This is a genomic window from Allosphingosinicella sp. (assembly GCF_036387615.1).
Classification (GTDB): domain Bacteria; phylum Pseudomonadota; class Alphaproteobacteria; order Sphingomonadales; family Sphingomonadaceae; genus Allosphingosinicella.
In genome coordinates, this window is the sequence record NZ_DASVTH010000042.1 from 1 (window position 1) to 13,499 (window position 13,499).

Below are 13,499 nucleotides of genomic sequence, written 5' to 3' on the forward strand. Positions count from 1 at the left end.
CAAGCAGCTGACCCTGTTCACGCGCCAGCTTGCGACGCTCGTTCAAGTCAGTCCACTGGAGGAGTCGCTGCGCACCATCGCGCGCCAGGCGGAGCGGCCGGAAACTCAGCGCATACTCGGCAACGTCCATGCCGGCGTAGTCGAAGGCCGCCGGCTGTCCGAAGCGATGAACCGGGAAGGCCAAAGCTTCCCACCGCTTTACAGGGCGATGGTCGCGGCGGGCGAGAGTTCCGGCACCCTGCCGCCGATCCTAGAGCGCGTCGCCGACCTGCTCGAACGACAGGCGCAGGTGCGCGGCAAAGTGACCTCCGCGCTTGCCTACCCGATCGTGCTCGCAATCGTGGCGAGCTTCGTCGTGATGGCGCTGATGATCTTCGTCGTGCCGCGCGTCGTCGAGCAGTTCGAGGATGTCGGCCAGCAGCTTCCGCTGCTCACCCGGATCGTCATTCGATTGTCCGAGTTCCTCGCCAACTGGTGGTGGGCACTGGCGATCGGGCTGGTGGGCGTCGCGCTTCTGTTCGGCCGCGCCCTTCAAGACGAGACGCTGCGGCTGCGCTTCGATCGTTCGCTGCTGCGCATGCCGCTGATCGGCCGCTTGCTGCGCGACCTCCACGCCGCCCGGATGGCGCGCACGCTTTCGACCATGGTGGCGAGCCGGTTGCCGCTGCTTGAGGGGCTCAGGCTCACCACCCAGACGGTGCACAACCGCGCGCTCCGCGCTGCCTCGGGCGACATCACGGAGGCGATCCGCACCGGCGGCAGCCTGTCGGTCGCGCTGCGTCGGGCAGGGGTGTTCCCCCCGTTGCTGGTCTATCTGGCGGCGAGCGGCGAGGCGTCGGGCAAGCTCGACATCATGCTGGAGCGCGCCGCCGATTATCTCGAACGCGAGTTCGACACCTTCACCGCGACCGCCCTGTCGCTGCTCGAACCCGCCATCATCGTCGTCATGGGCGGGATCGTCGCGCTGATCGTGCTGTCGATCCTGCTCCCCATTCTGCAACTGGACACGCTCGCGGGCGGGTTAGGATAGGTATGAACGTGATCGCCCAAGACCCTCCCCGGGGCGGAGAGGGGGACCGCCGCCGTAGGTGGCGGTGGAAGGGGCTTCGAGACCCGCAGTGCGCGTGGAGGACCCCCTCCACCACGCTCCGCGCGGTCCCCCTCCCCGTGCCGGGGAGGAGTGAAGAGGGCTTCACCTTGGTCGAGCTGATGGTGGTGATCGTCATCATCGGCCTGCTCGCCACCGTGGTGCTGATCAACGTCGCCCCGGCCACCGACAAAGCCGCCGCCACGAAGGTCAGGGCGGACATATCGACGCTCGAGCAGGGTGTGGAAATGTATCGCCTGTCCAAGCTCAACTATCCGAGCGGCGATGGCCTCCAGGCTCTCGTCGGCGAGGGCTTCGTCAAGCGCCTGCCGAACGACCCCTGGGGCAACCCCTACCGCTACGCCGCGCCGGGGCGGAACGGGCAGCCGTTCAGCATCTACTCGACTGGCGCCGACGGCCGCGAAGGCGGTGAGGGCGAAGATGCGGACATCGGCAACTGGGAGTAACCTGAATCCTCCCCAGGATGGGGAGGGGGACCGCCGGCGCAGCCGGTGGTGGAGGGGGCCCCTTAAGCTCAGCGCTAGTCTCCAAGCCTCCTCCACCGCACTTCGAGCGGTCCCCCTCCCCGTGCCGGGGAGGATCTCGGGCTTCACCCTTCTCGAACTCCTCGTCGTGCTCGCCATCATCGGCATGATGTCGGCGGCGGTGATCCTCGCCATCCCCGATCCGCGCGGCAGCCTGACATCGGAAGCGGAGCGGTTCGCGGCGCGCGCCAATGCGGCGCAGGAGCGCGCAATCCTGGAGGCGCGCCCGCTCGCGTTGCGCATCGATGCCGCCGGCTACGCCTTCGATCGGCGCGAGCAGGCTGGCTGGCAGCCGCTCGCCGACCGGCCCTTCGAACGACAGAGCTGGACCGAAGGCACGAGCGCCGCGGGGCCAGTCCGGATCGTCTTCGACTCGACTGGCCTCGCGGAACCCGCGGCGCTGACCTTGCAGCGGGAGCAAGAACGCGTGACGGTCGACTTCGGCCATGATGGGTCGATCCGTGTCCGGGCGTGAGGATGGCTTCACGCTGATCGAAATGCTGGTCGCTTTGGCGGTGTTCAGCCTCGCCGCGCTTGCCTTGCTCCGTCTTGAAGGCGCGACGGTGGCAAGCACGGCGCGGCTGCAGGATCAGGCGATGGCGCAGATCGTGGCGCGCAACCTTGCCGTCGAGGCGCTGACCGACCCGGTGCCGCCGGCGTTCGGGCGGAGCGGCGGGCGTGAAGTCAACGGCAGCCGCGGCTGGAACTGGACGCGAACGGTGGCGCGTTCGCCCGAGCCGCGCATCCAGCAGATCCGCATTGAGGTGCAGAGCCAGCTCGGTCCCGAACGCGCGCGCCTGACCGTGTTCCGGAGGGCAGGGTGAAGCAGGCAAACGGCTTCACTCTGGTCGAGCTGCTCGTTGCGCTGACCATCTTCGCGTTGCTCGCCGCGGCGGGGGTCGGGCTGCTTTCGTTCAGCGTTCGCGCGCAGGAGGTTGCCGGGGAGCGGCTGAAGACCCTGTCCCAGACGCGGCGCGCCGGCGCGCTCCTGACCGGAGACCTCGCCCAGGCCGCGTCGCGCGTGTCGCGGGACGAAGCCGGCGCGGCGCGCCCGGCGCTGCTCGGCGGCAGCGGGCAGAGCGAAGCGCTCGTGCTTGCGCTGGTCCGGCGCGGATGGGAGAATCTGGACGATACGGGCCGTCCATCGCTGCAGAAAGTCGAGTATCGGCTGGTGGGCGATCGGCTTGAGCGCATTGCTTACCCGCGCGTCGACGGGGCACCGCCGCTTCCCGCCGTTCCGGTGGCGACGGGCGTGCGATCGCTGCGGCTGCGCTATCGGGACGGCGAGGGGCAGTGGCGCGACCGCTGGGATCCGACCCAGCCGAGCCTCCTGCCGCTTGCCGTCGAAATGGTGATCGACACGCAGGCGAGCGGCCGCGTTCGCCAGCTGTTTCTGGTGGGAGCAGCCCCGTGAGGCCGAGCCCGATCCCCCAGCGCGAGCGGGGCGCGGCGCTGCTCACCGTCCTGCTCCTCGTCGCGGTCATGGCCGCCTTGGCGGCAACCGCCCTGGAGCGGCTGCGCCTGTCGACTGCGCTCGCGGTGAACGGGGCCGCGCTCGATCAGGCGCGCGCTTATGCCATGGGCGTCGAATCGCTGCTTGCGCTGACGGTGGACGACCTGATCGCGCTCAGCCCGGAGCGAACCACGCTCGCCGGCGGCTGGAACACGCAGGTGCGGCGCATTCCGATGCCGGACGGCGGCATCGTCGAAGCGCGGGTTCGCGATGGCGGCAATTGCTTCAACGTCAATAGTGTGGCGGAGGGCCGGCTGCCCGGTGCGCTTCAAGCCCGCCTGGTCGGCGTTCGCCAGTTCGAGGATCTGATGCGTGTGCTGGAGGTGCCGGCGGACCAGGCACGGCGCATCGCGGAGTCGGCAGGCGACTGGGTCGACAGCGACGGCAATCCAGCCGCCTCGGGTGCGGAGGACCCGCAATATGGAGGGGGCGCGGCGCGGTATCGAACCGGCAACACCCTGTTCGCCGACATCAGTGAGCTTCGGACGGTCTCCGGCATGACCCCCGAAGTCTATGCCCGGCTGAAGCCCTGGGTCTGCGCGCTGCCGATAGCCGAGCTTTCGCCGATCAACATCAACACGTTGACGCTTGAGCAGGCGCCTCTGCTTTCGATGCTCTCGCCCGGACAGATTCCGATCGAGAAAGCGAGGGCGGTGATCGCCTCGCGCCCGGCCTCGGGGTGGGCAAGCCAGAGCGATTTCTATCGCACGCCCGAGCTCGTCACCATTCTCCTGCCCCTCGACGTGCAACTGCAACCTCAGCTAAGAACCCGGTGGTTCCAGGCCGATCTGCGTGTCTCGCTAAATGGGGCGGAGCTCAACGAGACGGCTTTGGTGGACGCGCGTATCGCGCCCGCGCGGGTGGTGGCGAGACGGTGGGGGAGTGACGATTGAGCGCCGCCGACGCCCTCCTCATCTTCATCGATGATCGCCACGAATTCGAAGGCTGGCTGCGGCTGTCGGACGGCGCGGTCGTGGAGCGGGGCAAAGGGCTGGAGGCGCTGCCGGGCCTCGTCGACCCGGCCACGGGCGCCCCGCTGCGGGTCGCCGCGGTCGTTCCCGGCGAGGCGGTCGCGCTGCACTGGCTGGAAGTTCCCGCCGGCCTGACGCCCGCCCAGGCGATTGCGGCGGCACGGCTGGTGGCGGCGGAGGTCAGCCTCCAGCCGCTCGCCGACATGCATGTCGCGGTGGGAAGCGAGCACGTAGAAAGCGCGCTACGTCCTGTCGCGCTCGTGCCCGCGCTTGCCATGGCCGGCTGGCTGAGCCGGCTCCAGGGAGCGGGGCTCGATCCCGACGTTGTGCTGCCCGAGCCGCTGCTGCTCGCGCCACCGGCCGAAGGTTTCTCGCGCTATCACCGCGGCAGCACCCCCATCTATCGCGGCCAGGCCGACGCGTTCAGCGTGGAGCCCGAACTCGCCGAGCTGGTGGTCGCAGACGCGCCGGTTCAGGAAGTTGCGGACGAGGCGTTCGAAGGCGGGCTCGCCGCCACCATTGCCGATCCGGTCGTCAATCTGCGCCAGGGCGCCTTTGCCAAGCGCCGCCGGTGGAAGATCGAATGGTCCCTGATGAAGCGGCTGGCGGCGCTTGCGGTCGCGTTGCTGCTGGTGACCCTGGCAATCCAGATCGTATCCATCTTCCGCTACACGTTCGAAGCGGATCGGCTGGACGCGGAGCGGACCCGGATCGCCGCAGCCGCGCTGCCGGGGATCAGCGCCGCCAACGCGGCCGACCGGCTCGGCGAACGGGTGACGAGCCTGGGCGGCGGGGCGGGATATTCGGCGCTCGCCTCCGGCCTGTTCGCTGCGATCCAGGGCGTGCCGGGCGCATCGCTGACCGCAATGGCGTTCGAGCCGGACGGCTCGCTTCGCGCCACCGTCCAGGGCGAGACCCCGGCCGCGATCCCGCTCGTCCAGCAGCAACTGGCAGCCGCCGGCCTGTCGGTGCTGGCCGGGCCGGAGCGAAGCAGTGGCGGCCGCCCCACGGCCGATCTCACGGTGCGAGCGCAATGAACGACACTGTCCGAATCTGGTGGCGGGGCCGCACTCTCCGGGAGCAAAGGCTCCTACTGGCGATGGCCGGCCTGCTGGCTCTGGTGCTGGTCTGGCTGCTGGTGATCCGGCCGGTCAACGACAGCCTGTCCGCGGCCCGGGAGCGACACACGACTGCGGTGCTGCGGCTCGCCGAGGCGCGGGCTCAGGCGGCGGCGATCCGATCGCTGTCCGGTGCTCCGCGTAGCGCGCTTGCCGGCCCGCTCACCACCGTCTTGAGCAGCGCCGCGACGGGGGCGGGCTTCCCGGTCTCCCGCGTCGAGCCGCAGGGGGCGGACCGGGCAACGATGGTGCTGGGCAACGTGCGGCCGCAGGCGTTCTTCGGGTGGGTCCGGCAGATGGAATCACGCAACGGGCTGATCGTCGAGCGGATGAGCGCCACCACCAACAGCGATCAGACGCTGGCGGTCCAGATCACCTTCCGCACGAGGGCCGGCTGATGCGCATCCGCCTGCCGCTCGGACGCACGCTGTTCTTCGTCTGCGCCTTCCTGTTCTCCCTGCTGGCGCTGCTCCCCCTCCGGCTCGCGCTCGACTGGCTGACGCTGGACGATCGCGGCTTCGCGGCCCGCGAGGCGCAGGGCAGCATCTGGCTCGGCAGCCTCTCCGAGGCGCAGATCGGCACGGTGGCGCTGGGCGACCTCACCGCGCAGCTTCGCACGCTGCCGCTTTTCCTCGGTCGGGCCCGCGTCGATTTGTCCCGCGCCGACGAGCAGAATCCGTTCGTCGGCTCCGCCACCGTCTCCCGCCACAGCTTCGGCGTGGACGACATGACCGCGCGGCTGCAGATCGGCTCGGCGCTGGCGCCGCTGCCGGTCGGCGGGGTCGATTTGAGCGACATGACCGCGCATTTCGCCGACGGGCAATGCACGAGCGCCGAGGGCTTGGTCCGCGCCGATATTGCGGGCGACGTCGGCGGTCTGACCCTGCCGGGCGGCCTGTCCGGCAATGCGCGCTGCGATCGGGGGGCGCTGCTGCTGCCGCTCGTCAGCCAGAGTGGTATGGAGGCGCTGAACCTGCGCCTGTTCGAGGACGGCCGCTACGAGCTTGAGCTCGCGGTCCGACCGGCGGACGACGCGATGCGCGACCGCCTGATCGCCGCCGGTTTCGCGCTCGGCGCGACCGGCTATGCGCTGCGCTCCTCCGGCAGATTCTGAGCGGCCATCCCGCGCCGCGATCCAGGCGCAGACGATCAGCTGGAGTGAGTGGAAGATCATGATCGGCAGGATCACGAAGCCGGCGACCGGCCCGGGAAACAGGATCCGAGCCATCGGCACGCCGCTCGCCAGGCTCTTGACCGAACCGCAAAACAGGATCGCGGCCCGGCTGCCGCTGTCGAAGCGGCCGAGCCGGCCGATCGCGTAAGCTGCGAGCAGAATGAGGCCAAGCAGCAGGAGGCACAGCATCACCAACGCGGCGAGGGACGGGAGCGGGATGCGGCGCCACAGCCCCTCCACAGCCGCGGCAGAGAAGGCGCCGTAGACGGCGAGCAGGATGGTCCCCTTGTCGACGCCGGTGGTGAGGGCAGAGCGATCCTTCACCAGCGAGAACAGCCACGGCCGGAGCGCGTGGCCGAGCGCGAACGGGAGCAGCAGCAGGGCGACGATCTTGCCGATGCCCCCGCCCGAGAAGTCCGCGCCGGCCGTACTCAGCATCAGGCTGACCAGCAGCGGCGTCAGGAACACGCCGAGCAGGTTCGACGCCGCCGCCGCGGCGACCGCGCCGGCAACATTGCCTTGAGCCACGGATGTGAAGGCGATCGAACTCTGTACGGTCGAGGGCAATGCGCACAGGAACAGGATGCCGACCCAGAGCGCGGGCGTCAGCAGGGCGGGCGCCAGCGCCTGCAACGCGAGACCGACCAGCGGGAAGACAGCGTAAGTCGACGCTAGGATCGCCAGGTGCAGCCGCCAGTCAGTCAATCCGGAGAGCAGAGCCTCGCGTGGGAGCCGAAGGCCGTGCAGGAAGAAGAGGGCGAAGATGGCCATAAGCGTAGCTGCATCGACGGCGGCCGCGGCGGCCTCGCGGACGGGCAGCAGGCTGCCGACCAGCACGGCCCCGATCAGCCACAGGATGAACGGATCGGGGAAGAAGCGGCGCAGCATTTCAAGGGCGCATAACAAGCCCTCTCTCCCGCGGGGAGAGGGTTGGGTGAGGGGTTCCTGACTCCGAGGCTACTCGCTCGCCGAGCCAGGCGCTTGCTGAACGCTCGCTTCCCCTCACCCCCTCCCTCTCCCCCCAGGGGAGAGGGAGCGACTCACCAGCCCCGCTCGCGATAGCGGCTCTGGACGAAGCGCTCCTGCGTCTCGAAGCTGGTCATGCGGTCGCGGCCGATCTCAGTTGTCAGGCGCGCCAACTCGTCCGCGAGTACGCCCAAGCTCTGCGCCAGCCGGCCGCACACATCCGGCGTACGGGCCGACTTGGGCAAGGCGAGGAAGGAGTCGATCAGCCCCGGCAGATGTGCCTGGAGGAGGCGGTGCGCTTCGCCTGCCAGCGGCGCGTCCGGGTGCAGCTCGCCGAGGTGGCGATCGAGTTCGCCTAGCGCGTCGTGAATGGCATCGAGCGCCGCGCACGCGACGGAAGGAAGGAGGTCGCGATGCCGCAGCAGGTAATCCTCCGCCCGAAACGGGAGAGCCGCCAATTCCGCCCTTGCGACGCTCTCTCCGGCCGGGGCGCGCCGCGAGGGCCAGACGAGCGCAGCGGTTGCGGCTGCGAGCGTCGCGGCTCCCGCAGCGACGAGGCTGGGACCGCCGACCGGAGCAACTGCGATCCCGTAGCCGATCACACTTGCGCCGGAAAGCCCTGTCACCGCCGCCGCGCGGCCGAGCCGCCGGCCGGCCTCGCGCGCCCGCTCCTGGAAGCGGACTTTGTTCTCCTGGGCCTGACGCTCGCGTTGCCGCGCCTCGGCCTCGCGCACCGCCTTGGTCTTGATCTGGCGCCGGAGGAAATCCTCCGCCCTGCCGAGCGCCCAGCCGATCTCGATCCGCATCGTCACGCGTCTCCGGCGGCGCCACCATCCTTGTAGCGGCTCTCGATGAAGCGCCCTTGCGTCTCGAACGCGTCGCGATCCTGCTGGACGAGGCGGGAGCCGAGATCGTCCAGCGCGGCGTGCGCGGCGTCGAGGCTCGCTACCAGCCGCTCGTCCACGCTCAGACCCTCGCCATCGCGCTGGTTGCGATATTCGGCAGGGACCCGCTCATAGCGGTCGATCAGCTCCGGCAGATGCTTGCCCATCAGGCGCCGCGCATCCTGGGCGAGCGGATCGAGCGGGTTCAGGTCGGCGAGCTTGTGCTCGAGCAACGGCAATTGCTGGCTGATCGCATCCACCCGCCGCGCCGCCGGGGCGGGCAATGCGGCGCGGCGGCGGACAAGCAGGCTGTCCAGCTGCTGCACCACTGCCTTGGTAGGCAACTGATCGGAATAAGCGACCCGCTTCGGCTCTGACGCCGGCCAGAAGGAGAACAGGATCAAGGCGAATATCGCCGCCGTCACGACCAGGAACAGGCCGTTCATCCCGATCGGGCCGACGATCAGTCCGAATCCGATCGTCGTCGCGAACAGCAGCCCGAGCGCGATCCCGACATTCGCGATGCGCTTGCTGACTCGCGCGACGCTGCGCCCGCCCGCCCGCCGCCCGGCTACGCGCAATTGCGGCGTGTGCCCGTCGATGCGAGCGGAGAGCTCGTCGAACCGGGCGATCGCATCGTCGATCGAGCGCGAACTCACCTCAGCTTGCCAGCGAGCTCAGCAGGTTGTCGCCGCGCGCGCCGCCGCCGGCGAGCCGGTTCTGCTCGACGCCCTCGGCGCGCGCAATGTAGCCGCGGGACTTCTCCACCTCACTGGTGAGCACGTTCACCGTCTGCTTCATGTTGCCGAGCGCTTCGAGTTTGAAGCGGTCGATCGTGTCCATCGTGTCGTAGATGTTCTGGAACGCGCGCTGCAGCGTTTCCAGCGGAATGGTCGCGGAAGCGGCCTGTTTGTGGATGTCGCCGGTTTGGCTCTTGAGGAGCTCGCCGGTGCGGTCGATCATATTCGCCGTGGTGGCGTTGAGCGCCGTGATCTGGTCGAGCACCAGCCGCTGGTTGGTCAGCGCCTGCGCAACCGTGACCGCCGTCCGCAGCGCCGCCACCGTGGTCGTTGAGGCGCGGTCGACGCCTTTCACCAGCTCGATATTGTTCTTCTTGACGAGGTCGAGCGCGAGATAACCCTGCACCGTCACCGCCATCTGAGTCAGGAGATCGGTCGTGCGCTGGCGGGTGTAGAAGAGCGCGGTCTCGCGGATGGCTTTCGCCTTGGCGGGGTCGGTGGCGTCGAGTTCGTTCGCCTTTTCCTCCAGCCGCTGGTCGAGCGTCTTGGAAATGTGGATCATCTGCTCGAGACGCCCCATCGTCTTCCACATGTTCGCCCGCTCGACGTCGATCGCTGCGTTGTCCATGAGCAGCTCGTCCTTGCCGGACGCGAGACTGCCGAGGATCTTCGAGATGTGGGTCTGGGAGGACTGATATTTCTGGAAGTAATTGCCGAGCTTGTTGCCGTACGGGATGATGCCGAGGATCCTGCGCGGCGTCGACAGATTGCCCTGGCGGCCGGGATCGAGCTCCTCGACGGTGCGGCGAAGCTGGGTGAGGTCGGCGCCGATGCCGGTATCGGCGTCGATCGCCTTGACCGGCCGGTCGAGGAAGCGATTGGAATGGCCGGCGGCCTCCGCGATCTCCTTGCGGCCCATGTTGGTGAGCTGGTCGATCTTCTTGCCGAATTCCGGGCTGTTCGCGTCAGTCGCGACCAGATCGTCGATGAAGGAATCGACCTTGCTCTCAAGCAGGGTCCGCTCCGCCTCCTTCAGCGGCACGAGTCCCGCCGCCTCCTGCGGCTGGATCGCGTTCAGCGCTTCGGGAGGATCGAGCTTGAGCTTGGTCTCGGTCGCGGTCGCGGTGCTGGCCATCTTTCCACCTTTGCAGCTTTTGCGCGGGAGATTGGGTGGAGCAGGGCTGACATGCAAGGGAAAAAGTGTGTTAGTCCTCTAAGTCACCCGGCTATTCGGCCCCGATCCGGGCTGGAATGTCGTTTGTCGGGCTGCCGCGTCGGTTCGCAGACGGTCCTGGAGCCAAGATTGACCGGAACGCACTCGCGCGGCTAGCTTCGCCGCAGACCTGGAAAGGGGGCTTTTCATGCGACCACGTCTGTTTGCGACCGCTGCGGCGCTCGCCCTCGTCCCGTGCCTGCTGCCCTCGGCAGCCCAGGCGCAACGCCGGCCCGCTGCCGCCGCGACCGGCCTCAACATCGAGACGCGCTATTACACGATGCCGAACGGCCTCAAGGTCGTGCTGTCGCGCGATCCTTCGGTGCCGACTGCGACGGTGGGCGTCTATTACGGCATCGGCTTCCGGATCGAGCCGCGCAACCGCACCGGCTTCGCCCACCTGTTCGAGCATCTGATGTTCCAGGGGTCCGCCAACGCTCCCAAGGGCACGTTCGACAAGATCATCTACAATTCAGGCGGCGTGAACAACGGCTCCACCCGGTTTGATTTCACAAATTATTACGAGGTCGTTCCCTCCAACGCCTTGGAAACGGTGCTGTGGGTCGAGGCCGATCGCATGCGCGCGCCCGCCATCAACGAGGAGGTGCTCAAGAACCAGCAGGGGGTGGTCACCAACGAGGTCAAGGTCAACGTCCTAAACCAGCCCTACGGCGGCTGGCCGTGGCTCGACATGCCGCAAGTCGCCAACGAGAATTGGTACAACGCGCACAATTTCTACGGCGACTTGGCCCAGCTCGAAGCCGCGACGGTGGAGGACGCCAAGCAGTTCTTCAACAGCTTCTACCGACCCAACAACGCCGTGCTCGTCGTCGCCGGCGACATCGATTACGCCCGCACCCGCGCGATGATCGACCGCTATTTCGGCGGGGTGCCGCGCGGCGCGCCAGTCAAGCTGCCCGACATCTCCGAGCCTCGGCAAACGCGTGAGAAGGTGCAGACCAAGGTCGACAAGCTCGCGCCGCGGCCGGCCTACACGGCCGCCTGGCACGTGCCCAAGCGCGGCAGCCCTGAATGGTACGCGATGGGGCTGCTCGACCAGATCCTCGTGCAGGGCCAGGACAGCCGCTTGTACCAGAAGCTGGTGCGCGAGACCGGCATCACCGGCGGGGTTCAGGGCGGGATCAACATCGGCCTGGGCAACATGTTCAACTACAATGGCCCGATGCTGTGGACGGTGGCGTTTGTCCACGATCCGGCCAAGACCCGTCCCGAGATCGGCCAGGCCATGGACCAGGTGATCGAAGACATCCGAACCCGCCCGGTGGCCCAGGAGGAGCTGGACCGCGCCCGCACCAAGCTTCGCTCATCGCTCTACAACGCCGCCGATCCGAGCACCCGATTCGGGTTGATCGACATGCTCGCGGTGGGCGCGATGTGGGAGAATGATCCAAACTGGGTGAACCGGCTCGAGGCGGGCTTCAACCGGGTCACGCCCGATCTGCTGCTCGCCACCGCCAAGGAATATCTCCGGCCCACGAACCGGACGGTTCTGCTGGTCGATCCAGGCGCGGCTCAGCCTGCCGCCGCCGCCCGCACGGGAGCTTCGAAATGATCCGCCGCCTCGTTTCGCTCGCCATTGCGGCGGCCCTTGCCTCCAGCCCGGGCGCGGCCGCCGCTCAGACCTATCCACCGCAGCCGCCGGTCGGAACACCCAAGCCGTTCACGGTGCCCGCTTCGGAAACCTACCGCCTCCCGAACGGGATGCAGGTGACGCTCATCCCCTACGGCATCGTCCCCAAGGCCACGGTCAGCCTGCGAGTCTATGCAGGTGGCCTCAATGCGGGCGAGCGGACCTGGCTGCCGCTCATAACCGCCCAGATGCTGCGCGAAGGCGCCGGTGGGCGGACTGGCGCGCAGATCGCGGAAACGGCGGCCTCGATGGGCGGCAATCTCGGTATCGGCGCCGATGCGCATGAGACCCAGTTCGGGGTGTCGATGCTGTCCGAACATGCCGCAAACGGCATCAAGTTGATCGCCGATGTGGCCCGCCGGCCGACCTTCCCGGCACGCGAGGTCGAGCGCATTCGCCAGAATCTGCTCCGCAATCTCGCCGTGACAAAGTCGCAGCCGGACTCGGCGGCCGACGCGGCTCTGGCGTCCGCTTATTACGGCAGCGCCCATCCTTATGGCCGCCTGTTCCCGACCGAAGCGCAGCTCAAGGGCTACAGCCTCGACGAGCTGCGGCGCTTCCATGCCGAGAACTTCGGGGCGAAGCGAGCGCGGCTGTATGTCGCCGGCCGGTTCGATGCCGCCGCGGTGAAAGCCGCGATCAATCAGGCGTTCGCCGATTGGCAGCCCGGCCCCGAGCGGCTCAGCCTACCGGCAAAGCCGCAGCCCGGGCCCAGGCTGATCCTGGTCGACCGGCCTGGCGCTCCGCAATCGACGATCCGCGTCGCTTATCCCGCGCCTGTGGCGGGCGGGGCGGGGGACCTGCCGTTCCGGGTCACCAACGCGCTGCTCGGCGGATCCTTCACCTCGCGCATCACCCGCAACATCCGCGAGCAGAAAGGTTACACCTACTCGCCCTATTCCGGCGTGAGCTACAATGCGGGGGAGGCCCTCTGGGCGTTCGAGGCCGACGTCACCACCGACGTCACCGGCGCGTCCCTGAAGGAAGTGTTCGGCGAGATGCGCCGCCTCCAGACCGAAGCGCCGGAAGAAGAGGAAGCCGCCGGCATGCGGACCTGGATGGCCGGCACATTCGTGCTCCAGAACGCCAGTCCCGGCGGCCTGATCGGTTCCCTCGCCAATCGCGACTTCCACGGCCTGCCGGCCAACTGGCTGCAAAGCTACATTCCGAGCGTACTTGGGGTGCAAGCCGCCGACATGCGCCGCCTCGCCACCGAGCAGCTTCCGATCGAGAAGGCGACGGTGGTGGTGGTGGGCGATCTGGCCAAGGTTCGCCCCCAGCTTTCCAGCCTCCCGGAATTGAGCGGAATGCAGGCGCAGGTGGTCACCCTGGATTAGGTCGGCATCCCCGTAAAGGCGGGCTGGCGATCGGGATCTGCGCACCGATCGGGTCACTCTGTTCGGGCTGATCTTTACGCCCGTTTTCTACATCGTCACGCGCAGCCTGGTCGACCCGAGTCGCACGCACCGTCCGCCGCCGGGCCCGCTCCTTCCGGTGACCCTGTCCCGCAACCGGCTGAGTGAATGCGCGTAAACCCTTTCAGCCCACCCTGATTTCTGTTAAGCCCCGCGTCGGGGGACGGAAGATAGTCGCCTTTTGCGCGGACTGTCGGCGAAACGCTTCGGAAAATTCCGAAG

General features: G+C 68.2%; 14 protein-coding genes and 1 pseudogene. 11 read left to right on the forward strand and 4 right to left on the reverse strand.

Going from position 1 to position 13,499, the window contains the following annotated elements:
* The 9 genes from gspF to gspN form a co-directional block, all read left to right on the forward strand.
* A partial coding sequence (gene gspF / locus VF631_RS09475; RefSeq protein ID WP_431850052.1) for a type II secretion system inner membrane protein GspF occupies nt 1–1,030 on the forward strand: 1,030 nt, incomplete at its 5' end.
* A gap of 137 nt (nt 1,031–1,167) precedes the next feature.
* Nucleotides 1,168–1,554: a type II secretion system major pseudopilin GspG gene (gspG, locus tag VF631_RS09480; protein WP_431850053.1), complete on the forward strand. Its 387-nt coding sequence runs from the start codon at nt 1,168–1,170 to the stop codon at nt 1,552–1,554.
* A gap of 121 nt (nt 1,555–1,675) precedes the next feature.
* The gene (locus VF631_RS09485) at nt 1,676–2,107 is read left to right on the forward strand and encodes a GspH/FimT family pseudopilin (RefSeq protein ID WP_431850054.1); all 432 of its coding nucleotides are present in this window, start codon (nt 1,676–1,678) and stop codon (nt 2,105–2,107) included.
* Entirely contained in the window at nt 2,094–2,456 is a 363-nt protein-coding gene (gene gspI, locus VF631_RS09490; RefSeq protein ID WP_431850055.1) for a type II secretion system minor pseudopilin GspI, read from the forward strand. The genes VF631_RS09485 and gspI overlap by 14 nt, the downstream gene beginning before the upstream one ends.
* The gene (gene gspJ, locus VF631_RS09495) at nt 2,453–3,046 is read left to right on the forward strand and encodes a type II secretion system minor pseudopilin GspJ (RefSeq protein WP_431850056.1); all 594 of its coding nucleotides are present in this window, start codon (nt 2,453–2,455) and stop codon (nt 3,044–3,046) included. The genes gspI and gspJ overlap by 4 nt, the downstream gene beginning before the upstream one ends.
* Nucleotides 3,043–4,038: a type II secretion system minor pseudopilin GspK gene (gene gspK, locus VF631_RS09500; RefSeq protein ID WP_431850057.1), complete on the forward strand. Its 996-nt coding sequence runs from the start codon at nt 3,043–3,045 to the stop codon at nt 4,036–4,038. The genes gspJ and gspK overlap by 4 nt, the downstream gene beginning before the upstream one ends.
* Entirely contained in the window at nt 4,035–5,153 is a 1,119-nt protein-coding gene (gene gspL, locus VF631_RS09505; RefSeq protein ID WP_431850058.1) for a type II secretion system protein GspL, read from the forward strand. The genes gspK and gspL overlap by 4 nt, the downstream gene beginning before the upstream one ends.
* Entirely contained in the window at nt 5,150–5,632 is a 483-nt protein-coding gene (gspM, locus tag VF631_RS09510) for a type II secretion system protein GspM (protein ID WP_431850059.1), read from the forward strand. Before gspL ends, gspM begins: the two co-directional genes overlap by 4 nt.
* Nucleotides 5,632–6,348, forward strand: a complete 717-nt coding sequence (gene gspN, locus VF631_RS09515) for a type II secretion system protein N (RefSeq protein WP_431850082.1) — start codon at nt 5,632–5,634, stop codon at nt 6,346–6,348. Before gspM ends, gspN begins: the two co-directional genes overlap by 1 nt.
* A gap of 21 nt (nt 6,349–6,369) precedes the next feature.
* Here the strand turns inward: gspN and VF631_RS09520 are convergent.
* From VF631_RS09520 to VF631_RS09535, 4 genes and pseudogenes are all read right to left on the reverse strand, one after another.
* Nucleotides 6,370–7,296: pseudogene (locus VF631_RS09520) on the reverse strand (bile acid:sodium symporter family protein); the annotation flags it as partial.
* A 152-nt stretch (nt 7,297–7,448) separates the two neighbouring features.
* Nucleotides 7,449–8,186: a hypothetical protein gene (locus VF631_RS09525; protein WP_431850060.1), complete on the reverse strand. Its 738-nt coding sequence runs from the start codon at nt 8,184–8,186 to the stop codon at nt 7,449–7,451.
* Nucleotides 8,183–8,917, reverse strand: coding sequence for a hypothetical protein (locus tag VF631_RS09530; protein WP_431850061.1), 735 nt, complete (start codon nt 8,915–8,917; stop codon nt 8,183–8,185). The genes VF631_RS09525 and VF631_RS09530 overlap by 4 nt, the downstream gene beginning before the upstream one ends.
* Nucleotide 8,918: 1 nt before the next feature.
* Nucleotides 8,919–10,133 carry a toxic anion resistance protein gene (locus tag VF631_RS09535; RefSeq protein ID WP_431850062.1) on the reverse strand — a complete coding sequence of 405 codons (1,215 nt, stop codon included), beginning with the start codon at nt 10,131–10,133 and terminating at the stop codon, nt 8,919–8,921.
* A gap of 226 nt (nt 10,134–10,359) precedes the next feature.
* Between VF631_RS09535 and VF631_RS09540 the strand changes: the two genes are divergently transcribed.
* Both VF631_RS09540 and VF631_RS09545 read left to right on the forward strand, forming a co-directional pair.
* Nucleotides 10,360–11,784, forward strand: coding sequence for a M16 family metallopeptidase (locus VF631_RS09540; protein ID WP_431850063.1), 1,425 nt, complete (start codon nt 10,360–10,362; stop codon nt 11,782–11,784).
* Entirely contained in the window at nt 11,781–13,199 is a 1,419-nt protein-coding gene (locus VF631_RS09545; RefSeq protein ID WP_431850064.1) for a M16 family metallopeptidase, read from the forward strand. The genes VF631_RS09540 and VF631_RS09545 overlap by 4 nt, the downstream gene beginning before the upstream one ends.
* Nucleotides 13,200–13,499: the final 300 nt, after the last annotated feature.